We start from the raw sequence: 25,142 nt of genomic DNA, 5'->3' as shown, positions 1-25,142 counted from the left end.
CCCGGTGCGGGTCCCGCGGGACCCGCACCACCCATGTCTGATCTGTGGAGGGTGGGTGCGTCCAGCGCCCGCCCTCTACAGTTTTAACGGGCCCCTCCCACGGGCCCGCCCATCACCAGAGGAGTTCCCCGTGGCCAGTTTCGTCGACCGCGTCGTCCTGCACGTCTCCGGCGGCAACGGAGGGCACGGCTGCGTGTCCATCCGCCGCGAGAAGTTCAAGCCGCTCGGCGGCCCGGACGGCGCCAACGGAGGTGACGGCGGCAACGTCGTGCTGCGCGTCGACGGGCAGACCACCACCCTGCTCAACTACCACCACGCGCCCCACCAGGCCGCGCAGAACGGCGGGCCCGGCAAGGGCGACCTGCGCCACGGCCACAAGGGCGAGGACCTCGTGCTGTCCGTGCCGGACGGCACCGTGGTCAAGGACCAGGACGGCAACGTCCTGGCCGACCTCGTGGGCGAGGGCGCCGAGTTCGTGGCGGCCGCCGGCGGGCAGGGCGGGCTCGGCAACGCGGCGCTGTCCTCGGTCAAGCGCAAGGCGCCCGGCTTCGCCCTCCTGGGCACCCCCGGCGACGAGCGCGACATCGTCCTCGAGCTGAAGTCGATCGCCGACATCGCGCTCGTCGGCTATCCCTCGGCGGGCAAGTCCAGCCTGGTCGCGGCCATCAGCGCCGCCCGGCCCAAGATCGCCGACTACCCGTTCACGACGCTCGTGCCCAACCTGGGCGTGGTCCAGGCCGGGGACGTGCGCTACACCGTGGCCGACGTGCCCGGGCTGATCCCCGGCGCGTCCGAGGGCAAGGGCCTGGGCCTGGAGTTCCTGCGCCACGTCGAGCGCTGCGCCGCGCTCGTGCACGTGCTCGACTGCGCGACCCTCGAGCCCGGCCGCGACCCGATCTCCGACCTCGAGACCATCGAGGCCGAGCTCGCCAACTACACGGTGGACGACGCGCTCGACGGCGGGGGCGCGGTCCCGCTCAACGAGCGGCCCCGCCTCGTGGCGCTGAACAAGATCGACGTCCCCGAGGCCCGCGAGCTGGCGGAGTTCGTCCGCCCCGAGCTCGAGTCCCGCGGCTACCGCGTCTTCGAGATCTCCACCGCCTCTCACGAGGGGCTGCGCGCGCTGACCTTCGCCATGGGCGAGGCCGTGGCGCAGGCCCGGGCGGCGCGCCCGGCCGCCCAGGAGGCCCCGCGGGTCGTCCTGCGCCCCCGGGGCGTGCGCGGGCCGGAGTTCACCATCACCCGCGAGGAGCGCAACCTCGAGCCGCTGTGGCACGTGCGCGGCGAGAAGCCCGAGCGCTGGATCCAGCAGACGGACTTCAACAACGACGAGGCCGTCGGCTACCTCGCCGACCGGTTCGCGAAGCTCGGCGTCGAGGACCAGCTGTTCCGCCAGGGCGCCCGCCCCGGCGACGCCGTGCTCATCGGCCCCGAGGACAACGGCGTGGTCTTCGACTGGGAGCCCACCATGGTCGGCGGCGCCGAGCTGCTCGCCGGCCCCCGCGGCACTGACCTGCGCCTGGCCGAGTTCGACCGCCCGACCCGCGAGCAGAAGCGCCAGCAGTACCAGGACCGCAAGGACGCCAAGGCCGCCGCCCGCGCCGAGCTCGAGGCCGAGCGCACGGCCGGGGTGTGGACGGAGTCCGTCGACGCCCGCCGCGGCACCGGGAGCACCGGGGCCGACGGGGCCGACGGGGCCGACGGCGGAACCGCCGACTGATCGACCGAGCACCGCACGACGCCCACGACACCGGGAGGACGACGCAGAGGATGGACCAGCGCACGCACGAGATCGACGTCGAGCGGCTGGAGGAGGTCGCGAGCAAGTCCGCGATCCAGCTCAGCAGCGAGAACCGCGGCAAGAACCGGCGCAGCCCGGTCGAGCGGCGGGAGGAGATCCCCCGCGCCCACCGGGTGGTGGTCAAGGTCGGCTCCTCGTCGCTCACGTCGATCGAGAGCTCGATCGACGAGCAGGCCGTGCGCACGATCGTGGACGCCCTCGGCGGCGCGAAGGCCCGCGGCCTCGAGATCGTCTTCGTCTCCTCCGGTGCCATCACCGCCGGGCTGGCCCCGCTGGGGCTGTCCCGGCGGCCCAAGAACCTCGCGGGCAAGCAGGCCGCGGCCTCGGTGGGGCAGGGCCTGCTCATGGGCCGCTACATCGAGTCCTTCGCCCGCTACGGCGTCACCGTGGGGCAGGTGCTGGTCACCGCCGAGGACCTGATGCGCCGCAACCACTACAAGAACACCCACCGCCAGATCGAGCGCCTGCTCGAGCTCGGCGTGCTGCCCATCGTCAACGAGAACGACGCCGTGGCCACGCAGGAGATCAAGTTCGGGGACAACGACCGGATCGCGGCGCTGATCGCCCACCTCATCAAGGCGGACGTGCTGCTGCTGCTCTCCGACGTCGACGCGCTCTACACCCGCCCGCCCCAGCAGGGCGGGGAGCGGATCCCGGTGGTCACCGACCCGCTCAAGGATCTCGAGGGCGTGCAGATCGGCTCGGTCGGCCGCGCCGGCGTGGGCTCCGGGGGCATGGTCACCAAGGTCCAGGCGGCCCGGATCGCGGCCGCCTCGGGGATCCCCGCCCTCGTCACCTCCGCCGCCAACATCACCCGCGCCCTCGACGGCGAGGACGTCGGCACGTGGTTCGCCACCACGGGCGGGCGGCGCAACGTCCGGCTGCTGTGGCTGGCCCACCTCGCGGACATCAAGGGCTCCCTGACCCTCGACGAGGGCGCCGCCGCGGCGATCCGCGACCGCCGCTCCCTGCTGGCGGCCGGGGTCACCGCGGTCTCCGGCAGCTTCGACGCGGGGGAGCCGGTCGTGATGGTCGACCCGGAGGGCCAGGAGGTGGCCCACGGGCTGAGCAACTACGCCTCCGACGAGATCCCCCCGATGCTCGGCAAGTCCACGTCCGTGCTCGCGGAGGAGCTCGGCGAGGACTACAGCCGGGAACTGGTGCACGTGGACAACCTCGTGGTCCTGCGGCCCCGGGGCGCACGCACTAAGCTGAAGAAATGACTTCCGCCGCACACGAGTCCGCGACGACCGACGACGCCCAGGGCACGAGCGGGAAGGCCATCGTCACCGACCACGGCGTCCGCGCCACCTTCGGGGACGACCCGGTGGCCGGCGTCGGCGCCATGGCCGACGACTCCCGGGCCGCCGCCCGCGCCCTCGCCCGGGCGACCCGCGCCTGGAAGGACCGGGCGCTGCTGGCGATCGCCGACCGGATCGAGCACCGGCAGGAGGTCGTGCACGCCGCCAACGCGAGGGACCTTGAGCGCGGGCGCGTCAGCGGGGTCTCCGAGGCCCTGCTGGACCGGCTCAGGCTCGACGCCGCGCGCGTGCACGCCCTCGCCGAGGGCCTGCGCGAGCTCGCCGCGCTGCCCGACCCGATCGGCAGCGTGGTCCGGGGCCGCACCCTCGCCAACGGCCTGCGGATGCGCCAGGTGCGCGTGCCCATGGGCGTGGTGGGCGCCATCTACGAGGCCCGCCCCAACGTGACCGTGGACATCGCCGGCATCGCCCTGAAGTCCGGCAACGCCGTGCTGCTGCGCGGCGGCTCGGCCGCCGAGGAGACCAACCGGGCGCTCGTGGGCATCATCCGCGACGCGCTCGCCGACGTGAAGCTGCCCGTGGACCTCGTGCAGAGCATCGACGAGTACGGCCGCGACGGCGCCAACGCCCTGATGGGCGCGCGCGGGAAGGTCGACGTCCTCATCCCGCGCGGCGGGCACGGGCTGATCCAGTCCGTCGTCCAGAACGCGACGGTCCCGGTGATTGAGACCGGCGAGGGCAACGTCCACCTGTTCCTCGACGCCTCCGCCCCCAAGGACATGGCCGCGCAGATCGCCGTCAACGCCAAGACCCAGCGCACCAGCACGTGCAACACCACGGAGACCCTCCTGCTGCACAGCGGCTTCCCGCACGGGGCCGCCGTGCTCGCGGCCCTGGACCACGCCGGGGTCACCCTGCACGTGGACGAGCGCGCCGAGCGGCTCCTGCCGGCCGGCAGCAGGCGGCACCTGCGCGCCACCGAGGAGGACTGGGCCACGGAGTACCTCTCCCTCGACCTGGCCGTCAGGGTGGTGGACTCCCTCGACGAGGCGCTCGCGCACATCGACCGCTGGTCGACCCGCCACACCGAGGCGATCGTGACCAACGACCTCGCCTCCGCCGAGCGGTTCACCGCGGAGGTCGACGCCGCCGCGGTCATGGTCAACGCCTCCACCCGGTTCACCGACGGCCAGCAGCTCGGCCTCGGCGCGGAGATCGGCATCTCCACGCAGAAGATGCACGCCCGCGGGCCCATGGGCCTGGAGGAGCTGACCACCACGAAGTGGATCGTCCAGGGCGACGGGCACGTCCGCTCCTGAGCCCGGCCGCCGCGGGCCCGCCGCGGATTCAGTACGATGAGAACCGTCCGGGCCCGCCGACCGCGGCGGCACGGGCCGCCCACCGACCACCTGCCGTCCCGGCGGCACCAGAAGGGAACCCCATGCTGCAGCAGATCGCCCCCACCGTCCTCGCCGCCGCCGAGGAGGGCGGCCACGCCGCCGCCGAGGCCGGCCTGCCCGCCGAGGCCATCGGCATCGCGATGTTCGCGCTGCTGCTCACGCTGCTGCTGGTCACGCTGTCCTACGCCAACCGCGGCCTGAGCCCGGAGGCCGGCCAGCACGCCGACCCGGCCGATCTGCCCGCCGACGAGCGCGCCCTGCTCGACGAGTACAACGCCAAGCGCCACGTCTGAGCCCGGGGACCCCTGCGCCGTGACGACCGCCTCCCAGGACGCCGCCCCCTGCCGGGACCTCCCCGCGACGGGGACCTCGGTCCCGGCCCGGACGCCCGGCCGCATCCGGCTGGGCGTCATGGGCGGCACGTTCGACCCCATCCACCACGGCCACCTCGTGGCCGCGTCGGAGGTCGCGGAGGAGTTCGACCTCGACGAGGTCGTCTTCGTGCCCACCGGCCACCCCTGGCAGAAGTCGCACCAGACGGTCAGCCCCGCCGAGCACCGCTACCTCATGACCGTCATCGCAACCGCGTCCAACCCGCGGTTCACGGTCAGCCGCGTGGACATCGAGCGGGAGGGACCCACCTTCACGATCGACACCCTGCGGGACCTGCGCCGGCTGCGCCCGGAGGCGGACCTGTTCTTCATCACCGGCGCCGACGTGATGGGGGAGATCCTCACCTGGAAGGGCGCCGAGGAGCTGTGGGAGCTCGCGCACTTCGTGGGCGTCACCCGCCCCGGCCACGTGCTCACGGCCCCGGTCGGCTCCAGCGGCGTGACCCTGCTCGAGGTGCCCGCCATGGCCATCTCCTCCACGGACTGCCGGGCCCGGGTGGCCCAGCACAAGCCGGTCTGGTACCTCGTGCCCGACGGCGTGGTGCAGTACATCGGCAAGTACGGGCTCTACCAGGACGCCCGCGACGGCGCCCGCACCGGACCCCTCCGGCGCTCCATCGGCGCCCGGCCCGCCGCCGTGGAGGCACCGTGACGACGGGGGAGGACCCGGTGCGCGACGACGACGCCGAGCAGCAGCCCGCGCAGAATTCCCCCGCCCCGGCCCACGCGCCCCGCCCGGCGCCCGGGCCGGCGCCGATCATCGACCTCGACGGGGACGCCGTGCCGGTCCAGCCCGTGAAGCCGCTGGGGCCGCGGCGGCTCGCCCGCCTCCAGCGGGAGCTGGCCGAGCGCTCCCGCGAGCTCGCCGAGACGGGCGCGGGCCCGGCCGATCCCGACCTGCTGGAGAAGCAGCGCCGCTTCGCCGAGCTCGCCGCCCACGCGGCGGCCGCCAACCCCGTCGCGGAGGGGACCACGGACCCCGCCGCGGCCGGCGGGGTGGAGGCGGCGACGCCTCCGGACACGGCCCCCGCCGGGCAGCCCGGGGCGGAGGCCGAGCGGATCACCGTGGTCTTCCCCGACGCCCCCGGCGGCCCGGACGGCCCCGACCCGCACGACCCCGTCCACGTGGACCCGGCGCTGTTCGCCCACCGCCTGGCGCCCGAGGAGCTCGCTGCGCTGACCCACATCGAGGTCCTGCCCGCCGAGGACACCGAGGGCTCCGGCTCGCACGCGGTGCCGCCCGGGGCCCCCGGCGTCGCCGACACGGCGGCGGACGCCACCGCGGAAACCCCCGACACCGCCGCGTCCGCCGGCGCGGCCGAGACCGCCGCGGAACCCGTGGCGGCGCCGGACCCCGACGAGGAGGAGCCCGTGCCCCCGGCCGCACCCGTCCCGGCCGCCACCGCGGAGGGCCTCGAGCTGCTGGACCCCCGGGAGTACCGGCGCCGCCCCGTGAACCGCTGGCTCGCGGTGCTGCTCCTCGCCGTGGTCGCGGCCCTCGTGGTCGTCCTCGTGCTCTTCGTGCTCTGACCCGCCCGCTCGTCCCACCGACCGTTCGATCCACCACCACCCGCTCCGCCCGTCCCCGGGACGGAGCCTCCGGCTCGCCGGGAAAGGACACTCCTTGACTGTCAACGACTACTCCCTCTCCGTCCTGCGCATCGCGGCCACCGCCGCCGACGCCAAGCAGGCCCACGACATCGTCGCCCTCGACGTGAGCGAGGTGCTCGGCATCACCGACGCGTTCCTCGTCGCCTCCGCGTCCAACGAGCGGCTCGTCAACGCCGTCGTCGACGAGATCGAGGAGAGGCTCATCGAGCAGCTCGACCTGCGCCCGATCCGCCGCGAGGGCCGCTCCGAGGGCCGCTGGGTGCTGCTGGACTACGGGGACGTCGTCCTGCACATCCAGCACGACGAGGACCGCGCCTTCTACGCCCTCGAGCGGCTGTGGCGGGACAGCCCCGTGGTCGACCTCGGCCTGCCCGCGGCCTCGCCGAAGGCCTCCGGGCCGACCGCGCCGGCGCCCTCCGCCGACGATTTGCCATGATCCCGGCCGACTGCCTAATATGAATGCGTTGCCCAGCGGGGCGCAGGATCAACCGGAAAAGGGTGACCGACAAGGGAACTCCTGAGGTTGTGATAGTGTACCGGAGGTAACGACCTGGGGCTGTGGCGCAGCTGGTAGCGCATTTGCATGGCATGCAAAGGGTCAGGGGTTCGAGTCCCCTCAGCTCCACCAGGAACGAGCGACGAGCCCGTCCCGCATCAGCGGGACGGGCTCGTCGCTTTTCGCCTCCCCTCCTCCCCGTGTCTTTTCCGGCGCATTCCCTTCCGCACCCCGGCCGCCTCTGTTAGCGTCGGCACCACCGACCGGGCCGTGATCTGCGTCACTCGTCGTGCCGCCCGCTGTGCCGCCCACCGTCGGGACGCCTACACGCGCAACGCACATCCTCAACGGAAGAGGTCAAGATGGCAGGCAACAGAGCGGTCGCCTACAAGGGCCCGGGCAAGGTCGAGGTCATCGACACGGACTACCCGGAGTTCGAGCTCAAGGACGCCCCGGGGATCAACCCGGCCAACATCGGTCGGAAGGTCTCGCACGGGGTGATCCTGCGCACCGTGACCACGAACATCTGCGGCTCCGACCAGCACATGGTCCGCGGGCGCACCACGGCCCCGACCGACCTCGTGCTCGGCCACGAGATCACCGGGGAGGTCGTGGAGTGCGGCCCGGACGTGGAGTTCATCAAGGTCGGCGACATCGTCTCCGTCCCCTTCAACATCTCCTGCGGCCGCTGCCGCAACTGCAAGGAGCGCAAGACCGGCATCTGCCTCAACGTCAACCCCGACCGCCCCGGCTCCGCCTACGGGTACGTGGACATGGGCGGGTGGGTCGGCGGGCAGGCGGAGTACGTGCTGGTGCCCTACGCGGACTGGAACCTGCTGAAGTTCCCCGACCGGGACCAGGCCCTGGAGAAGATCATGGACCTGACCATGCTCTCCGACATCCTGCCCACCGGCTACCACGGCGTCGTCACCGCGGGCGTGGGCGTCGGCTCGACCGTCTACATCGCCGGCGCCGGGCCGGTCGGGCTCGCCGCGGCCGCCTCCGCGCACCTGCTGGGCGCGGCCGTGGTCATCGTGGGGGACATGAACGAGGAGCGCCTGGCGCAGGCCCGCAGCTTCGGGTGCGAGACCGTGGACGTCTCGCAGGGCGACCCCCGGGACCAGGTCGAGCAGATCCTCGGGGTCCCGGAGGTCGACTGCGGCGTCGACGCCGTCGGCTTCGAGGCCCGCGGGCACGGCAAGGACTCCTCCCACGAGGCCCCGGCCACCGTGCTCAACTCGCTGATGGACCTCACCGCCGCCGGCGGGGCGCTGGGCATCCCCGGCCTCTACGTGACCGGGGACCCCGGGGCCGTGGACGAGGCGGCCAAGAAGGGCTCGCTGTCCATCAGCCTCGGCACCGGATGGGCGAAGTCGCTGGCCTTCACCACGGGCCAGTGCCCGGTGATGAAGTACAACCGGCAGCTGATGATGGCGATCCTGCACGACAGGATCCAGATCGCCCGGGCCGTCAACGCCAAGGCGATCCCCCTGGAGGAGGCCCCCCAGGGCTACGCGGAGTTCGACGCCGGGGCCGCCACCAAGTACGTGCTCAACCCGAACGGCTACGTCCCGGCCTGAGCCGGCACCGGGACCGCCGGGACGCGACGGCCCGCGCCGCCACGGCGCGGGCCGTCGTGCGTGCTGTGCCACACTGGGCGCATGGCCAAGACGACCGAGACCTCGGAGCTCAAGCAGACCGTCGACCAGGTGACCGAGGAAGCCATCAACGTCGGCTACCGCCTGGAACAGCGGTTCCACCGGTTCCGCCAGCGCCGCGCCGAGACCCGCGGCGACATCCCCGTGATGGTCGCCTTCGAGGGCTACGGCTCCGAGCACCACGTGCGGGTGCTCGGCCGGGCGCTGCTGAAGACCCGCGGGCTCGTCGAGTCCACGGACGAGAGCGCCGAGTCCATCCGCGGCTGGCGCTCCTTCACCTCCGTGCCGATCGCCTTCGCCCACGTGAACGTGTGGATCGACGAGTACGAGTTCCACCTCGTCGCCGACAAGGGCGGGGTCATCGACGTCGACCTGCAGGTCTCGCTGTCCCCCGGGGAGCACACCGTGTGGATGCAGACGGCCGGCTCCGAGGTCGTCGAGGCGCGGGTCTTCGTCGTGGCCGACGAGCAGCGGATCGGCGTGCTCTCCGACGTCGACGACACCGTCATGGTCACGGCCCTGCCCCGCCCCATGCTGGCGGCCTGGAACTCCTTCGTGCTCAACGAGCACGCCCGCAGCGCCACCCCCGGCATGGCGGTGATGATGGACCGGCTCCTGCACCAGCACCTCGGCGCGCCGTTCCTCTACCTCTCCACCGGGGCGTGGAACGTGGCCCCCACCCTGCGCCGGTTCCTCACCCGCAACGCCTACCCGGCCGGGGCGCTGCTGCTCACCGACTGGGGCCCCACCACCGACCGCTGGTTCCGCGCCGGCGCCGCCCACAAGGTGAACAACCTCGAGCGGCTCGCCCAGAACTTCCCCCACGTGCGGTGGATCCTCGTCGGCGACGACGGCCAGCACGACCCCGAGATCTACAGCGGCTTCGCCCAGCGCTACCCCGAGCACGTGGCCGCGATCGTCATCCGCACCCTCTCGCCCACCGAGGCCGTGCTCGCCGGCCACCCGCTGGCCGGGGAGGGCCGGCGCGTCACCGTGCCCGAGGGCATCCTGTGGCTCGAGGGCAACGACGGCGCCTCCCTCTCCCGCCAGCTCGCCGAGCACGGCCTGCTCTGAGCAGGACCCGCTCCTGCCGGGGCCGCGGGCCCGCCGGGACGTCCGAGGCGGCGCCTAGGCTGGACCCATGACCGCCCAGCAGACCAGCCCCGTTCCCCCCGCCCCCGCACCCGGCGCCGGTGGCGGCTTCCCGGCGGTCGACGCCGCCGTCGCCCGGGCACGCGCCGGCTTCGTGCCCGACCTGGACCTGGCGGCCCGGCTCGACCGGCTCCGGCGCCTCGAGGACCTCGTGCGGGAGAACCGTCCGGCGCTCGAGGAGGCGCTCGCCGCCGACCTCGGCAAGCCCCGCGCCGAGGCGTGGCTGACGGAGCTCGGCTTCACGCTCGAGGAGATCGCCGGGATCCGCACGGAGCTCGCCGGGTGGATGGCCCCCGAGAAGGCCCGCGTCCCGCTGAGCCTCGCCCCGGCCCGCGCCCGCGTCGAGCACCAGCCGCTGGGCACCGTGCTCGTCATCGCGCCGTGGAACTACCCCGTGCAGCTGGTCCTGAGCCCCCTGGCCGGAGCGCTCGCCGCCGGCAACACCGTCGTCGTCAAGCCCTCCGAGGTCACCGCGACCGTCTCGGGCGTGCTGGCGGAGCTGATCGAGCGGTACCTGGGCGACTGCGTGAGCGTGGTCGAGGGCGGGGTGCCCGAGACCACCCGGCTGCTGGAGCACCGCTTCGAGCACGTCTTCTACACCGGCAACGGCAAGGTCGCCCGGGTCGTCATGACCGCGGCCGCCCGGCACCTGACCCCGGTGACCCTCGAGCTGGGCGGGAAGTCCCCGGTCTGGGTGGACGCCTCGAGCGACCTCAGGACCGCCGCCCGGCGGATCGTGTGGGGGAAGTTCCTCAACGCGGGCCAGACGTGCGTGGCCCCCGACCACGTCCTGGGCACCCCCGGGACGCTGGCCGCGCTCGAGCCCGAGCTCGTGCGGGCGGTGGAGGAGCACTACGGGCAGGACCCCCGCCGCAGCGACTCCTACGGGCGGATCGTCAGCGAGCGCCACCTCGCCCGGCTGACCGGGCTCCTCGAGCAGGTCCCGGCCGACGACGTCGTGTGCGGCGGCGGGTCCGACCGCGCGGAGCGCTACCTCGCCCCCACGGTCGTGCGCTCCGCCCCCGACGGGCCGTTCATGGCCGAGGAGATCTTCGGGCCCGTCCTGCCGCTGGTGCCCGTGCGCTCGGCCGAGCACGCCGTCGAGCTGATCACCGCGGGGGAGAAGCCGCTGGCCCTCTACGTCTTCTCCGAGGAGGAGGCGGTCAAGGACCTGTTCCGCCGGCGGACCTCCTCCGGGGGGCTGTCCTTCAACACGCCGCTGCTGCACCTGTCCAACCCCGAGCTGCCCTTCGGCGGGGTGGGGGCCTCCGGCACCGGGGCCTACCACGGGAAGCACTCGTTCACGCTGTTCACCCACGCGCGCGCGGTCCTGGACAAGCCCCTCGCCCCGGACACCCTGCGGATCGTCTACCCGCCCTACCGGGGCCTGCGCGCCCGGCTCGCCGCGGCGGCGCTCGGACGGCGCCGGACCCGCCGCCGGAGCCGACACGCCGTCGCACGAAATTAATTTTCCCCACCGCCCGGCGGCCCCGGAAAACGCACAGCCTGTGCATATCCGGGCGGCCGCGGCGGAATTCCGCCAGACCGCGCGCACCACCCCTGTGGAGAAGAAACGGTCGGCCTGGGGATAGTCCGAAAGGAGCTGTGGACAACCGAGAACACTGCATCTAGGGGTCGCTTCCCCTCCCTGGCACTAGATGTAGTATTGGGATCAGTCAGCCGGAGAGACCCCTTCAGTACCCGTAGAGCCTGCGGAAACGTCGGATCTCCCCCCACAAATCACCCGATCGAAAAGGGGAAACAGCGATGTCCGTGACCGTGTACAGCAAGCCGTCCTGCGTCCAGTGCAATGCCACCTACCGTGCCCTGAGCAAGAAGGGCATCGAGTACAAGGTCGTCGACGTCACCGAGGACGAGGCCGCCCTGGCCCACGTGCTCGCCCTCGGGTACCAGCAGGTCCCGGTCGTCGAGACCCCGACCGAGCACTGGTCGGGCTACCGTCCGGACAAGATCACCTCCCTGGCCGTCCTCCTCTCGGCCTGAGGCCGGTGCGCCGCCCGCTTCCCCGCGGCGCCCGGGCCCGAGCCGTCGGCCACCGACACCACCTCGGAGCGCGGAAGCAATGAGCACAACCACCCCCGGAACGATCGGGAGCACGGTCCCGGGGCCTGCTCGGCAGGACCGCGGCGCGAGCGCCGCGGCGCCGGAGCCCCGCGCCCCCCTGGTCGTGTACTTCTCCTCGGTCTCCAACAACACGCACCGCTTCGTCTCCAAGCTGGACGTCCGCGCGGTGCGGCTGCCCCTCCACACGGGGGAGGAGTCACCCGTGGTCGACGAGCCCTACGTGCTGGTCGCCCCCACCTACGGGAGGCCCAACGGCAGCGGAGCCGTTCCGCCGCAGGTCGTGCGGTTCCTCAACGAGGAGACCAACCGGCGGCACCTGCTCGGCGTCATCGGCGCCGGCAACACCAACTTCGGCGATCAGTTCTGCCTCGCGGCGGAGAAGATCGCCGCCAAATGCACCGTCCCCGTCCTCTACCGGTTCGAGCTCATGGGCACCGAGGAGGACGTGCGGAAAGTCAACGAAGGATTGGATCAGTTTTGGCGACAATGCACGCAGCCCCGGGCCTGAGCGTCGAGCCCGGCCACGAGGACAAGCGCGTCCCGGAGAAGTACCGGGGCCTCGGCTACCACGAGCTCAACGCTCTGCTGAACCTGTACGACGTCGACGGGAAGATCCAGTTCGACGCCGACAAGCAGGCCGCGCGGCAGTACTTCCTGCAGCACGTGAACAACAACACCGTCTTCTTCCACGACCTCGAGGAGAAGCTCGACTACCTGGTCTCGCACCAGTACTACGAGCCCGAGGTCCTGGAGAAGTACAGCCGGGACTTCATCAAGGCGCTGTCCAAGCGCGCCTACGGGCAGAAGTTCCGCTTCGAGACGTTCCTGGGCGCGTTCAAGTTCTACACGTCCTACACGCTGAAGACCTTCGACGGCCAGCGCTACCTCGAGCGCTTCGAGGACCGCGTGGTCATGGTCTCCCTCTACCTCGCGGACGGCGACGAGACGCTCGCCACCCGGCTGGTGGACGAGATCATCGCCGGGCGCTTCCAGCCGGCCACCCCCACGTTCCTCAACGCGGGCAAGAAGCAGCGCGGCGAGCTCGTCTCCTGCTTCCTGCTGCGCATCGAGGACAACATGGAGTCCATCGGGCGGTCCATCAACTCGGCGCTGCAGCTGTCCAAGCGCGGCGGCGGCGTGGCGTTCGCCCTGACCAACATCCGTGAGGCCGGCGCCCCGATCAAGAAGATCGAGAACCAGTCCTCGGGCATCATCCCCATCATGAAGCTGCTGGAGGACTCGTTCTCCTACGCCAACCAGCTGGGCGCCCGCCAGGGCGCGGGCGCGGTGTACCTGCACGCCCACCACCCGGACATCTACAGCTTCCTGGACACCAAGCGGGAGAACGCGGACGAGAAGATCCGCATCAAGACCCTCTCCCTCGGCGTGGTCATCCCCGACATCACGTTCGAGCTGGCCAAGAAGAACCAGGACATGTACCTGTTCTCCCCGTACGACGTGGAGCGCGTCTACGGGATGCCCTTCTCGGACGTCAACGTGACCGAAAAGTACTACGAGATGGTCGCGGACGCCCGGATCACCAAGAAGAAGATCAACGCCCGGGAGTTCTTCCAGACCCTGGCCGAGGTCCAGTTCGAGTCCGGCTACCCGTACGTCATGTTCGAGGACACCGTCAACCGGGAGAACCCCGTCGACGGCAAGATCATCATGTCCAACCTGTGCTCCGAGATCCTCCAGGTCTCCGAGCCGTCCACGTACCACGAGGACCTGGACTACGACGAGGTCGGCAAGGACATCTCCTGCAACCTCGGCTCCCTGAACATCGCCCTGACCATGCAGTCCCCGGACTTCGGGCAGTCGGTGGAGACCGCGATCCGCGGCCTGACGGCGGTGTCGGACATGTCCAACATCAACTCGGTGCCCTCGATCGAGCGCGGCAACCAGATGTCCCACGCCGTGGGCCTCGGGCAGATGAACCTGCACGGCTACCTCGCCAAGGAGCACATCCACTACGGCTCCGAGGAGGGCCTGGACTTCACGAACATCTACTTCTACACGGTCACGTACCACGCGGTCCGCGCGTCGAACGAGATCGCGAAGGAGCGCCGGCAGACGTTCGTGGGCTTCGAGCGCTCCAAGTACGCGTCGGGGGAGTACTTCGCCAAGTACACCGACCGCGAGTGGGCCCCCGCCACCGAGCGGGTCCGGCAGCTGTTCGCGGAGGCCGGCGTGCACATCCCCACCCAGGAGGACTGGCTGCGGCTGAAGGCCTCCGTCATGGAGCACGGGATGTACAACCAGAACCTGCAGGCGGTCCCGCCGACCGGGTCGATCTCCTACATCAACAACTCGACCTCCTCGATCCACCCGATCGCCTCGAAGATCGAGATCCGCAAGGAGGGCAAGCTCGGGCGCGTGTACTACCCGGCGCCCTTCATGGACAACGACAACCTGGAGTACTTCCAGGACGCGTACGAGATCGGCTACGAGAAGATCATCGACACCTACGCGGCGGCGACCCAGCACGTGGACCAGGGCCTGTCCCTGACGCTGTTCTTCAAGGACACGGCCACGACCCGCGACATCAACAAGGCGCAGATCTACGCGTGGCGCAAGGGCATCAAGACGATGTACTACTCCCGCATCCGCCAGCTGGCGCTGGAGGGCACCGAGGTCGAGGGCTGCGTCTCCTGCATGCTCTGACCGCCGGCCCCGGCGGCCACCCCCTACTCCCCGCGCGCGTCCGCAGGACGCGCGCGGGGGTCCACACCTTTCGAGGAAGACTTCGAGGAAGACACAGACCATGACTCTCGAGAAGAGCGAGAACGTCGAGCAGACGGCGCTGGACATGCTCCGCGCCGAGGCCATCAACTGGAACCGCGTCGGCGACGACAAGGACGCCGAGGTCTGGGACCGCCTGACCGCCAACTTCTGGCTGCCGGAGAAGATCCCGCTGTCCAACGACGTCCCGTCCTGGAAGACGCTGACCGAGGACGAGCAGCAGCTCACCATGCGGGTCTTCACCGGCCTGACGCTGCTGGACACCATCCAGGCCACCGTCGGCGCCGTGTCCCTGATCCGGGACGCCACGACCCTGCACGAGGAGGCCGTGTACACCAACATCGCCTTCATGGAGTCGGTGCACGCGAAGTCCTACTCCTCGATCTTCTCGACCCTGTCCTCGATGAAGGAGATCGACGAGGTCTTCCGCTGGGCGAAGGAGAACCCGTACCTGCAGAAGAAGGCCGACATCGTCGTCAAGTACTACCGGGGCGACGACCCGCTGAAGAAGAAGGTGGCCTCGACCCTGCTCGAGTCCTTCCTCTTCTACTCCGGGTTCTACCTGCCCATGTACTGGTCCTCCCGGGCGAAGCTGACGAACACGGCCGACCTCGTGCGCCTGATCATCCGCGACGAGGCCGTGCACGGGTACTACATCGGCTACAAGTTCCAGCGCGCCCTGGCCCAAGAGACCCCGGAGCGCCAGGACGAGCTGAAGCTCTACACCTACGAGCTGCTCGAGGAGCTCTACGAGAACGAGGTGCTCTACACCGAGTCCCTCTACGACGCCGTGGGCTGGACCGAGGACGTCAAGAAGTTCCTCCACTACAACGCCAACAAGGCCCTGAACAACCTGGGCTTCGAGGCGCTGTTCCCGAAGGACATGACCGACGTCTCGCCGGCGATCCTCTCGGCGCTGTCCCCGAACGCCGACGAGAACCACGACTTCTTCTCCGGCTCGGGCTCCTCCTACGTGATCGGCAAGGCCGTGAACACGGAGGACGAGGACTGGGACTTCTGATCCTGTGTAAATTGACAAGCTACTTGGACCTTTTGACAACTTAGTTGGTCCTAGAACACCACATCCGATCCTTTGGTCCCTTCGGTGTCACGATGCCTCCTCCGGGGCACGATTTCGAAGGGGTGGTAGCTCGCCGGCTGGGATGGCTGCAAGGGTGTTCGGGACCATGGAGTTGGACTGGCCCCTGGATTCACGTGTAGGCCCGCAAAAGCAGTCCAGACGGCTGTGTCTGCAAGGGCATACGACGGAGTAGACATGTGGGCGCTATCGCCACGGTCTAAATGCGATGCAGGGACTGAGGTTTGCCGCAGAAGAGTGGCGAATAGTAGCTGACCTCAGCAATGAGGCAGAAAATGTCCGGTCCGGACCTGTTCCAGCAGGTCCGGACCGGAAACCCCCGAGGGGTTGTTGGCTGCTTGGGACAGCATCTGACAGCTTACCGAAGTTTTCTGCGATCACCAGGGTCGCGGCTTCCTCCTCGGGCCTATTGCCGAGGAAGGAGGCAGACATGGCGACTATCCGTCGTACCCAGACGGTTCGCCGGGGACCTGTGAAGGTCAGGATCGTGACTACTACGACCACCCGCCGCGTACGCATCAAGTGACGATCGGCTGGTCGGCACCCATCAGGGTGCCGACCAGCACCCCGCCCAGAACTAACAAGTAATTCTAGGGCGTCGTGGGCGGTATGGAGCGGCCAAAGCCATCATGGGCAGCGCCTCGGTGTTTCGGACGCTCATGATGAATTTCATGTGAATTTATCAGCATCTGACAGTTCCGTGCCCCGTGTGGCAGGTGGGTTCCCGACGCTGGGAAAGGAATCTGAGTGTCGACAGACTTGGGCCAGAAATTTGGGGAAGGCGTACTTCGTCGCTTCTCAACATTGCAGCATGGCAGTGCTGATGTGCAGTTGAGAGAAAGTCTGCTGGCTTCTGCTGCAGAAATCAAAACAGGTCATCCCATGGCGGCTGACCTGAAGGTGGGACAGCGACGAAGTTTTGAGATGGCTTCGATTTTCTTGGATTTGAGCCAGTTCACCAGTAGGACGTTCTGGGATGATGCCGAAGATGTGGCTGCCCTCGCTCACGCAGTTCTCTCTGGGTTCACCGACGTAGTCCAGAAACTTGGGGGCCATGTCCTGGGACTGCGCGGAGACGGCATGTTCGCTGGGTTCGGACCAACTGACGATCCCCGCGCGGCGGTATCGGCGGCTGCCATGGCCTGCGCGGCGGCCCTTGACGCAGTACAGACAGTGCTTAATCCGCGCTTGAAAGCTGAAGGCATTCAGCCTGTCGTAGCTCGTGCTGGCGCTGACTACGGGAACGCAGTGTTCATCAAGAGCGGCACCCACGAGGTCAACGAAGTCAACGTTATCGGGTTCGCCTCTAATTTTGCCGCCAAGTGCGAGAAGGCAGCGGCCGCCTGGGAGACGGTGGTTGGGGAGGGGTTTGCCAACCACATCGGAAGCTCGGACTGTTTGCGGACACACCGGGATTCCCCTAAAAGATACACACGTAACTACCAGACCAAGTCCTACAACTTCTACAACTATTCTTGGCAGAACGCCCTCTCCGAAGTGGACAGTACTGTGGAAGAATTGAGAGGAAATCCTCTCGAGTCGATTCAGTATTGGTGAAAGGAAGCCATGACAATCGCTGGGATGCTACGCAAGCACGGCCACAACACTCCTCGGTACGTGGATGATTCCGGAAGAGTCAGGTTCAAAACCGGTACCACAGCGGCGGTCAGTGGGTTGACCATCACCCCGCATACCTTCCACGGCGGGGAGCAACCCACACCTCCTTCGGTAATCGGTGAGAAGTGGTGGGAAACCCCTGGCATCCTGGAAAGGGACCGGGAGGAAATGCGAGCTCACTTCCCCTCTTTCTTTGAAGTGCCTGCAGACGGTGAATATCCGCCGGCTTGGGCAGGGGTCATCGACACGGGCCGGGGAAGGTTCCGAATCATCATCCGCCACCGCACCGATCGCAGCCTGCCCGCAGTTGTTCCCGTGGGACCCAACCAGCGACAACGGCGCGAAGGCCGACACTTCCGGAAGTCCCCCCATCTGTACCTCAACGGAAACCTGTGCGTTGCTGCGGCTGAAGACTGGGACCCTGAACGAGACAGTATCGCCTCGGTAGTAGCCTGGACAGCACATTGGCACGCTTGCTACATCGATTGGCTCGCTTCGGGTAGGTGGCCCACGGAAGGCATCGGGACCCGTGCTGCGTGATCTGTTCGGCAAAGAAGTACCAAGTAGTTCCGAGCCTTACTGGGAGGATGCCAAGCTGGCCATCCAGGAGACGGGCAATTGGGTCAAGAATGCCGATACCAAGACCACCATCCTCGCGGCAGCCCTGGGTGTGCTGCTTACGGCAATTGCTTCGCGGTCAGCGGACATCCACTCCAGCTTCACTACGTCCACGGGTAGCTACTTGGTTCTGCTAGCCGTGTCCCTGGTTGGTTTCGCCCTCGCGGCCGTTATCGCAGTAGGATGTATATACCGCGCCCTGACGCCCCGCACCCCACCAGGTTCCTTAGAGAATCGATTTTCTTGGCCGAGCATGGCTGCTCGAGACCTACCCCCCGTAGGCATGCCAGGCGACTCGATTGCGAGAGAGGCATGGGAGCAGGCGCACACGCTGGCCAAGATAGCTCAGCAAAAGTACCGCTGGTTCCGATGGGCCTTGAGGTTCTACTTCGGGTCGTTTGTGTCGGCGGGTCTTCTAGTTGCTCTGTCCTCATAAAGTGCACCTTGATGTCCCCGGATATACGTTTTTAACCACTGCTTATGCGGTAGCAGTCTGCCAACGATCGTTGAAAAGCTTTCGAAAGTTACCCTTGCAGAAGTATGCGCCAGCATGCCATGAGCATGTGATACCCACCTCGGCGGTGCCTATCGTGTGTCATCGCGAATATCGAGAGAGGTCCATTTCTCGCTCATAGCCAAGGTCACGGCGGAGACTGCTCCCATCTGCTTGGCCCACTGTGTTCATTATTCGACAACGTGGCTGCCGTGTAGCAACTCCATGGATGTCCCGCATGCCGTATGCGCAACTGGAAGCGAAGAAACACACCTGACAGAGGTTTGCAATTGCTACAACTAACGTACCCGCTGTCGCAAGTGTGGTTGCGTACGCTCAAAAGCGGGGTTGATACTGCCCCTGAAGCCGTGAACTGAGGTCGAGTCCAGCACCAACTGTGGTCTGCACTACCGCCTTTGAGGCATGATGTCACCAACCGACCTCTCCCGAGGCTGGGGACGGGTTGTCATGCTCAGTTGCTGGCGCCGTTGTCGGCGCCGAAGGTGGACCGCTATGCAGCGTCTTGGCGGAGAAGAGCCTCTGGACTGGGGTCCCAGTGGCGTGTTCCCGCAGTCCGGCAGGAATCAGGCACGGTCATCGCACCCGTACCAGGGAGTGCGCATCAAGGACGGCCTGGAAGAGATTCGGTGGCACTATCCCGCTCGGATGGGCGGCCCACAGACATATGTGGTGGACGGAAGTCCTTTCAAAGGTGACTTGACCCGCGCCGTGCCAATCCGAGTGGGCCCCAAGTATCCGCGGAGGGTCCACCATGAAGGGCTTTACGTGGTCGGTCAGACCCGCCAGCAGGTATGGCATGAGTCCATGACGGAACGCTCGGCGCTCCTGCAGATCGAACACACGATGTCCATCGCCGCGATCGCCTCCCAACCGTGCTGCTTCCTGCTTCGAGGCGATGTGTACCACTATCCTGACTACGCCTTGCGCACCCCTGCCGGGGTCACCGTTGTTGTAGATGTCCGCGATCTGCAGTTCACCAACCTCCACGACATCGATAAGTTCAACCGCAGCGCCCACCTGTGTGAACAGGCCGGCTTGGGCTACACCGTGATCGAACCACTGCCCGGATTCCAACAATCCAACCTGGAGTGGTTGGGCCGGTACCGTCATCGCTTCGAGGCCCCGGACGCGGTCTTCCTTACACGAATTCTAGAAGCCGCTGTCGAGCCCATCGAAATGATGAACCTGGCCCGTCGGCTCTGCCCGGACCCCGAATGGCGGTATCTACCGGCCATCCAGCATTTGATGTTCACCCGGGTGCTGGACTACGACAGGACCACACCGCTGGATGACGACACCCTGGTCTGGAAGGCCTGAACGAGATGCAAGACCACCCGCTACGACTGGACCCTGCACGACCCATCACTTTGGACGGTGTCGACTATCTCGTGGAGGGACGCCAGGGATCCGACCTGGCGCTGTTCAACACGCTCACCGGTGAAACGTTGACGATGACGTATGCGGCAGTAATACGTCGCTCGGGACTCTCAGAGATCCCGATGGACAACGTCGAAGACGTCCGGGTCGCCGAGAAGAGCCTTCCGCCGCTGCAGAAGGCCAGAAGAGATCTGTTGACTCCCCACGTCGAGGAAATCGCATACGGCAAGCCGCTCGACGCCAAGACCTACCGCCCGGAATACGACCCGGCGACCACGACCCAATGTGAGCGCCTGGACCGCAAGGCCGCTGAGCTGGCCCCGTTGAAACTCCGCGGGACGTCCCGTTCGAACTTGAAAAGGCTTGTCCGCAAGTTGAAAAGCCAGGACACGACAGCTCTTGTGGATGGTCGATCCATCCGGGTCCGGGGCCCGTTCGATAACATCGATCCCCGCTTGTTCTCGCTGATGGTCCGACGGGTGAATGCGGCGAAGGAGGAGTCGACCGCATCCATGCAGCAATTGATTACCGAAATCCGCGGAGAATGGGCGGAAAAGCACCCCGGCGAACTGGACCGGTTGCCCTCGGATCAGACTCTTCGCCGGAAGCTCGAGATCATCACCCATGGCCGGTATACGACTGGAAGCGCAATCAATCGCCTCACGAATGAGAGCGCCCGCAAGGGCTACCAGAAAGGTCGACCTGCTTACGCTCCCGGTGAGGAGTTCCAGATCGACTCCACCTTGATGGATGTCATGGTGCGTGGGGACAACGGCAAACCGTTTCGTCCGACCCTGACGACATTCATCGACAAGGCGACCCACTGCATACCCGCCTCCATGGTCACCGACGGCCTCCGAGGTGTTGATTTGGCGTACCTGTTGGCGAAGACCTTGACGATCCCCGAGCTGCGGCCCGGACCGAACCTGCCGTTCGACCTCAACGAGTTGCGCACAATGCCGTGGGCCAAGGCGCTGATCGAGGCCGAGCTGGAGGGCAAAGACACCGGCCGGCCGCTCATCGTGCCCTCGCGCATCATGATGGACAACGGCAGGGAATACCAGTCGAACGTCTTCCATGCCGCCTGCCACCGCTTCTGCATCGACACCACCGACGCGGCCCCGGGAACCGGCACGGACAAGCCCGAGGTGGAACGAGCCCACCGTACGATCAAAGACATGTTCGTCCGCTACCTACCCGGTTTCACCGGGGGAGACCCGGGAAACCGCGGGCGCGACATTGCGAAGCGGCCGGACCTGATCAGCGTCCACACCTTGGCCTATGTCCTGGACCTGTGGATCCGCCACGTCTGGAACAATCTGGAGACCGACGCGCTGGTCAACCCGGCACATCCTGGCCGCCGGTACAGTCCCAACACCATGTATGAGGCTCTGACCTACAGAACCGGTTGCCTGTTCCGGCCGATCAGTGAGAGCGCCTACATCGCGTTGTTGCCCTCCGTGGACCGGGTGGTCGGGCGCAGAGGGATCCAGATCAACTACCGCCACTACGACAGCCCCGATGTGGACCCCTATCGGGGCCAACCCTCCGGGAACAAGCTGGCCGGCGACCAGTGGGAGGTCCACTACGACCCGAATAGCCCGACCGTGGTCTGGCTCCACGTCCCGGACCTGCCGGGCTTTCCGGATGCGGGATCGTACATCGAGTGCCCGTGGGTGAACTCTGAGGCGTTCGACGCGCCGTTCGAACGCGCGACCCGCGAGGCCGCGGAGAACATCGCGCAATTGGGCTATCAGATACCCAAGAAGGACGCCCATGCCCTGTCCAGGCGCGTAGTGAGGGGTGCTTTCGCGGCAGCGGAGAAGGAGTTCCGTGACGCCGAGAAGCGGGAGGCCAGGGAAAGACTGGCCGAGGAACAGGGAATGCCCCATCCCACGTCCACCACGGTAGTGGGTCCGGCCGACCCCTCGCACGTGTGGGCCGGCGTGAGGGACACTGGTGCGTATGACCTGTTCGATCCGGACACCGTCATCGACACCCACCCCCCGCGCAACGGGGGCACCGACTCTGCCGAGCCAGGCCCGCCCGCCACGGCCCCTCCAGGCGATGGGACGAACACACCAGGGCCTGTCGACCCGGAAGCGCCTCAAGGCCGGACCGGACTCTGACGAACGCTGACCGAGATGTCCCGAAGCGCCCCACCCCCGGTCCCTGGGCCCATCGAGGAAGACCACTCCCTTATGCAGTGGGAGTCCCTGAATCAGCTGCTCGGGCCCCACCACGACCGGTTCACCATGTTGGACCAGGCCGCTTACGAAGCCCTCGGGATCGACGAAAAGCTGGCGTTCAATAAGGCCCGCATCAGGTTCATGGCGGGACAGATGATCATCACCACCGGCACCATCCGTGAGCTGATTGAGTTGTTCACGAAGGTCGAGATGATGAACGAGGGCTCGCTGATCGGACGCCGCGGTGTGATGCTCTCCGCCCCGGCGTCCTCGGGCAAGTCCACCGCCTGCCTCGCACTGATCAAGTACTACCTGTCCCATTACGAAAAGGAACATCCCGGTGCACTTCTGGCGGGCGCCGTACCGGCCGTGTACGTCTCCATCCCCGCGACCCGCACCATCAAAGGAACCCTGCAACGGATCGCCCGGTTCCTGGCTCTGCCGTTCAAGAAGTCCGACACCGAGACAGAGCTGGCGACCATGCTGCAAGAAGCCCTGCCCGCGGTCGGCACGAAGATGATCGTCCTGGACGAGGTGCAGATGCTCAACGGCGCCGAGTCCACCGCCCGCCCGGCGGTGAACAACCTGAAAGACCTGACGAATTACTTCGAGGGCACCATTGTCTACTCAGGCCTCAACCTCACGGGCTCAGGGTTGCTGTTCGGGGACGCAGGCCTGCAATTGAGACGCCGAGTGTTCAACGTCAAAGTCAGCGACTTCAGTGGCGCGCTGACCAATGAGCAGGCAGAGGAGTGGGCGAACATTGTCGGCGCCTTCGCCAGAGCACTTCCGCTGTATGCCACACAGCCGGAGGAGGTGAGCGCCGAAGCCGAATGGCTCCACGGGTACACCGGTGGAAACATCGGCACGCTTAAAGCCGTGATGGTCGACGCAGCTGCCCAGCTGATCCTCGCTGACGACCCCGGCAATGAAGCCCTGACCCCAGATCTGTTGAAACAGTCCGTGCGGGACTACGCCGCCGAGGTGAGCCATGGGGGCGTCGACGAACCAGCGCCACTGCCTGGAGCCCATAAGCGGAAGAAGCTCCTTGATGCAGGTTGACCTGAACCGTTCCCTGCCACCCGCTCTGCGTATGACCGGGTGGCAGGGGGAGACCGTCTACAGCTTCACTCACCGCCTGGAGCAGAGACTGCATGCGACCCGAGGCGTCATCAGCCACCTCGCGTACGCCCACGTTTCGCGTGTCCTGGGCACCCGCGCCACCCCAGCTCAGGTCACGCAACGGATGGTCCTCCTGTGCCAGACGCTGTGCCAACTGGCGCCTGGAACGCTCACAGCCCCAACGGGCAACGAGTCTTTTTCGGCGCACCTGTGCGCTGAGTGCGTCGGTGACCCGGGAGCCGAGTATGTGTGGGATGGCCACAGGTACACCTGCTCAGCACATCACCGATGGATCGCCCCCGGTCCCTCACCCAAACGACCGTCGACCTACACGCCGCACCCACCGGGTGAATGGACAGCACATCGGGTACCGCTGGAGGTCGTAGAAGCGGATCTGCAGATCGCTGATCTCTACAGCAAGGGACGGATCACCGCACGGTTGGTTGAGGAAGTGGTACGCCGAGTGGGGTCCGCCCGTGGGGCAGAGCACCACAGTGTAGCCCGTCCCGAAGACCTCCCGTGGGTTGCCTCCGTCCTGGCGTCCGTTGTGGACCCCGAAGTGCAGGCGGTCGTGCTGGACGAGACTGTGCCGTTCGCGGATCGATACGCGAGGCTGTCCATCATGTTGGAGACCAAGGCGCCGCAGCCCACCCCCGAACTGTGCGATCAAGTGTGGCTGCTCTTGAGGCCCACAGCCGTGTGGGTGCGCAGCGTCCTTCACGGTGAAGCTGCAGTGGATGCCTTCGAACCCGCCCTCCTTCCCGAGGCTGGCCTAGATCTGCCGGCCATCCGATACCCCATGGAACCGTTTCACCGATCCATGGATTGCCTGCGTACCGCCGGACGAGACGACGACCGGTGGTGGGAGAACCGTTACGTGGTCTCCCACTCAGCAACGGGCAGGGCACTGTTGTTGATATGCGACAACGGACACGTCCAGCGCACCTCCAAGGGACAGGCCCGCCGGTATCCAGGTGAAGCATTCCACTGCTCCATCTGCTCCGGTCAACGAGTCGTGGAAGGGTTGAACTCCCTCGGTGACGTTCTTCCCCATCTCCGCGCTGAATGGGACCAGGACGCCAACGGGGACCTGACGCCGTTCATGGTCTCGCTCGGGACCAACAAGAAGGTCGGCTGGATCGACGACAAGGGCCACCGATACCAGGCCTACATCACCAACCGCACAAAACATGGCACCGGCTGTCCCGGCTGCGCCGGCAAAGCGGTCCAAACCGGCTACAACGACTTGGCCACGACCCACCCGGAACTGGCAGCCCTGTGGGACCACGAGGCCAACGGGGAACTCAAGCCGACCAACGTCTCCGCGGGCAATTCCAGACTGAAGATTCATCTACGATGCGCCCAGGGTCACCCCTTCACGCGCGTCCCCGCCAAGCTGGTCGAAACGGGCGGTCGCTGCCAGAAATGCATCGGCCACATCCTGATTCCTGGCACCAACGATCTGGCGACGGTCAGGCCCGACATTGCCGCATGGTGGCACCCCACCCGCAATGGAGACCTCAACCCCTCCATGGTCAAGACCGGCAGCGAGGTGAGGGTGTGGTGGCAGTGCCGAGATGGACACCCTTTCCAGGAATCCATCACATATAGATGCCAGCAACAGAAAATCACCTGCCCTGTGGACACCGGCCGCCTACTCCTGACCGGTGTCAACGACCTCGCGACAAAGGAACCAGATCTGGTGAAAGACTGGGACCCGCTCCTCAACCAGACGGAACCATCACAGACCGTGGCGACCAGTCACCCCTGGTGGTGGACCTGCCGGTTCGGCCACACCCAATCTGCTACGGTGGCGAACCGCCGCCGAGCGGGCGGTTGCACCGAGTGCGCTCCGGAGAACCGCGTGGCACGAGGACAACGCAAGCTCACCCGAGGACGGCAGAGTTGGGACACGCGCAAGCGAAATGGGACGGCCCGTACCAGGGCGGAAGAGAGCCTCTGCTGACGCCCGGTCTCTAGCATGGGCCTAGTTCAGGCCAGCCCTTC

Annotated in this window: 20 protein-coding genes and 1 tRNA gene; all 21 read left to right on the top strand. The window is 67.4% G+C overall.

The window, feature by feature from the left end; translation table 11 throughout:
- The first annotated feature begins 130 nt into the window (after positions 1 to 130).
- A complete protein-coding gene (obgE, locus tag ACYSMR_RS02970) occupies positions 131 to 1,720 on the top strand; it encodes a GTPase ObgE (protein WP_461747350.1) in 1,590 nt (529 codons plus the stop codon).
- A gap of 50 nt (positions 1,721 to 1,770) precedes the next feature.
- Positions 1,771 to 3,024, top strand: a complete 1,254-nt coding sequence (gene proB / locus ACYSMR_RS02965; protein ID WP_251334689.1) for a glutamate 5-kinase — start codon at positions 1,771 to 1,773, stop codon at positions 3,022 to 3,024.
- Positions 3,021 to 4,382, top strand: a complete 1,362-nt coding sequence (locus ACYSMR_RS02960; RefSeq protein WP_309126269.1) for a glutamate-5-semialdehyde dehydrogenase — start codon at positions 3,021 to 3,023, stop codon at positions 4,380 to 4,382. Before proB ends, ACYSMR_RS02960 begins: the two co-directional genes overlap by 4 nt.
- A 122-nt stretch (positions 4,383 to 4,504) precedes the next feature.
- Entirely contained in the window at positions 4,505 to 4,756 is a 252-nt protein-coding gene (locus tag ACYSMR_RS02955; RefSeq protein WP_251334687.1) for a hypothetical protein, read from the top strand.
- A gap of 109 nt (positions 4,757 to 4,865) precedes the next feature.
- Positions 4,866 to 5,507 carry a nicotinate-nucleotide adenylyltransferase gene (nadD, locus tag ACYSMR_RS02950; protein WP_461748004.1) on the top strand — a complete coding sequence of 214 codons (642 nt, stop codon included), beginning with the start codon at positions 4,866 to 4,868 and terminating at the stop codon, positions 5,505 to 5,507.
- Positions 5,504 to 6,385 carry a hypothetical protein gene (locus tag ACYSMR_RS02945; RefSeq protein WP_461747349.1) on the top strand — a complete coding sequence of 294 codons (882 nt, stop codon included), beginning with the start codon at positions 5,504 to 5,506 and terminating at the stop codon, positions 6,383 to 6,385. The genes nadD and ACYSMR_RS02945 overlap by 4 nt, the downstream gene beginning before the upstream one ends.
- Positions 6,386 to 6,479: 94 nt before the next feature.
- On the top strand, positions 6,480 to 6,902 hold the full coding sequence (gene rsfS / locus ACYSMR_RS02940) for a ribosome silencing factor (RefSeq protein WP_461747348.1): 423 nt from the start codon (positions 6,480 to 6,482) through the stop codon (positions 6,900 to 6,902).
- 116 nt (positions 6,903 to 7,018) lie between these two features.
- Positions 7,019 to 7,094, top strand: a tRNA-Ala gene (locus tag ACYSMR_RS02935).
- Positions 7,095 to 7,324: 230 nt separating this feature from the next.
- Positions 7,325 to 8,542 (top strand): formaldehyde dehydrogenase, glutathione-independent, encoded by a 1,218-nt coding sequence (gene fdhA, locus ACYSMR_RS02930; RefSeq protein ID WP_309126465.1) that lies wholly within the window; start codon positions 7,325 to 7,327, stop codon positions 8,540 to 8,542.
- A gap of 81 nt (positions 8,543 to 8,623) precedes the next feature.
- Complete coding sequence (locus ACYSMR_RS02925; RefSeq protein ID WP_461747347.1) at positions 8,624 to 9,694, top strand: App1 family protein; 1,071 nt, start codon at positions 8,624 to 8,626, stop codon at positions 9,692 to 9,694.
- Positions 9,695 to 9,761: 67 nt separating this feature from the next.
- A complete protein-coding gene (locus tag ACYSMR_RS02920) occupies positions 9,762 to 11,240 on the top strand; it encodes an aldehyde dehydrogenase family protein (RefSeq protein ID WP_461747346.1) in 1,479 nt (492 codons plus the stop codon).
- A 299-nt stretch (positions 11,241 to 11,539) separates the two neighbouring features.
- Positions 11,540 to 11,776: a glutaredoxin-like protein NrdH gene (gene nrdH, locus ACYSMR_RS02915; RefSeq protein WP_461747345.1), complete on the top strand. Its 237-nt coding sequence runs from the start codon at positions 11,540 to 11,542 to the stop codon at positions 11,774 to 11,776.
- A 79-nt stretch (positions 11,777 to 11,855) separates the two neighbouring features.
- Positions 11,856 to 12,365 carry a class Ib ribonucleoside-diphosphate reductase assembly flavoprotein NrdI gene (gene nrdI, locus ACYSMR_RS02910; RefSeq protein WP_461747344.1) on the top strand — a complete coding sequence of 170 codons (510 nt, stop codon included), beginning with the start codon at positions 11,856 to 11,858 and terminating at the stop codon, positions 12,363 to 12,365.
- Positions 12,344 to 14,521 (top strand): class 1b ribonucleoside-diphosphate reductase subunit alpha, encoded by a 2,178-nt coding sequence (gene nrdE, locus ACYSMR_RS02905; protein WP_251334698.1) that lies wholly within the window; start codon positions 12,344 to 12,346, stop codon positions 14,519 to 14,521. The genes nrdI and nrdE overlap by 22 nt, the downstream gene beginning before the upstream one ends.
- A gap of 100 nt (positions 14,522 to 14,621) precedes the next feature.
- Positions 14,622 to 15,620 carry a class 1b ribonucleoside-diphosphate reductase subunit beta gene (gene nrdF, locus ACYSMR_RS02900; protein WP_251334679.1) on the top strand — a complete coding sequence of 333 codons (999 nt, stop codon included), beginning with the start codon at positions 14,622 to 14,624 and terminating at the stop codon, positions 15,618 to 15,620.
- 825 nt (positions 15,621 to 16,445) lie between these two features.
- The gene (locus ACYSMR_RS02895) at positions 16,446 to 17,255 is read left to right on the top strand and encodes an adenylate/guanylate cyclase domain-containing protein (protein WP_461747343.1); all 810 of its coding nucleotides are present in this window, start codon (positions 16,446 to 16,448) and stop codon (positions 17,253 to 17,255) included.
- Positions 17,256 to 17,844: 589 nt separating this feature from the next.
- Positions 17,845 to 18,369: a Pycsar system effector family protein gene (locus ACYSMR_RS02890; protein ID WP_461747342.1), complete on the top strand. Its 525-nt coding sequence runs from the start codon at positions 17,845 to 17,847 to the stop codon at positions 18,367 to 18,369.
- Between the two features lie 480 nt (positions 18,370 to 18,849).
- Positions 18,850 to 19,764, top strand: coding sequence for a TnsA-like heteromeric transposase endonuclease subunit (locus ACYSMR_RS02885; RefSeq protein WP_461747341.1), 915 nt, complete (start codon positions 18,850 to 18,852; stop codon positions 19,762 to 19,764).
- Between the two features lie 71 nt (positions 19,765 to 19,835).
- Positions 19,836 to 21,953, top strand: a complete 2,118-nt coding sequence (locus ACYSMR_RS02880; RefSeq protein ID WP_461747340.1) for a Mu transposase C-terminal domain-containing protein — start codon at positions 19,836 to 19,838, stop codon at positions 21,951 to 21,953.
- 72 nt (positions 21,954 to 22,025) lie between these two features.
- On the top strand, positions 22,026 to 23,075 hold the full coding sequence (locus ACYSMR_RS02875; protein ID WP_461747339.1) for a TniB family NTP-binding protein: 1,050 nt from the start codon (positions 22,026 to 22,028) through the stop codon (positions 23,073 to 23,075).
- Between the two features lie 607 nt (positions 23,076 to 23,682).
- Positions 23,683 to 25,101, top strand: coding sequence for a zinc-ribbon domain-containing protein (locus ACYSMR_RS02870; protein ID WP_461747338.1), 1,419 nt, complete (start codon positions 23,683 to 23,685; stop codon positions 25,099 to 25,101).
- Positions 25,102 to 25,142 lie beyond the last annotated feature (41 nt).

It is taken from the genome of Kocuria sp. U4B, assembly GCF_054875615.1.
The sequence above is the reverse complement of the archived record's forward strand: the minus strand, read 5'-3'. Positions and strand labels throughout refer to the sequence as shown.

Excerpts from the sequence above, each read along its gene's own strand:
- ACYSMR_RS02885 (WP_461747341.1), top strand. The coding sequence starts at position 18,850 with ATGATGTCACCAACCGACCTCTCCCGAGGCTGGGGACGGGTTGTCATG.
- ACYSMR_RS02960 (WP_309126269.1), top strand. The coding sequence starts at position 3,021 with ATGACTTCCGCCGCACACGAGTCCGCGACGACCGACGACGCCCAGGGC.
- ACYSMR_RS02925 (WP_461747347.1), top strand. The coding sequence starts at position 8,624 with ATGGCCAAGACGACCGAGACCTCGGAGCTCAAGCAGACCGTCGACCAG.
- fdhA (WP_309126465.1), top strand. The coding sequence starts at position 7,325 with ATGGCAGGCAACAGAGCGGTCGCCTACAAGGGCCCGGGCAAGGTCGAG.
- proB (WP_251334689.1), top strand. The coding sequence starts at position 1,771 with ATGGACCAGCGCACGCACGAGATCGACGTCGAGCGGCTGGAGGAGGTC.
- ACYSMR_RS02955 (WP_251334687.1), top strand. The coding sequence starts at position 4,505 with ATGCTGCAGCAGATCGCCCCCACCGTCCTCGCCGCCGCCGAGGAGGGC.
- nrdI (WP_461747344.1), top strand. The coding sequence starts at position 11,856 with ATGAGCACAACCACCCCCGGAACGATCGGGAGCACGGTCCCGGGGCCT.
- nrdE (WP_251334698.1), top strand. The coding sequence starts at position 12,344 with ATGCACGCAGCCCCGGGCCTGAGCGTCGAGCCCGGCCACGAGGACAAG.
- nrdH (WP_461747345.1), top strand. The coding sequence starts at position 11,540 with ATGTCCGTGACCGTGTACAGCAAGCCGTCCTGCGTCCAGTGCAATGCC.
- nrdF (WP_251334679.1), top strand. The coding sequence starts at position 14,622 with ATGACTCTCGAGAAGAGCGAGAACGTCGAGCAGACGGCGCTGGACATG.
- ACYSMR_RS02875 (WP_461747339.1), top strand. The coding sequence starts at position 22,026 with ATGCAGTGGGAGTCCCTGAATCAGCTGCTCGGGCCCCACCACGACCGG.
- ACYSMR_RS02920 (WP_461747346.1), top strand. The coding sequence starts at position 9,762 with ATGACCGCCCAGCAGACCAGCCCCGTTCCCCCCGCCCCCGCACCCGGC.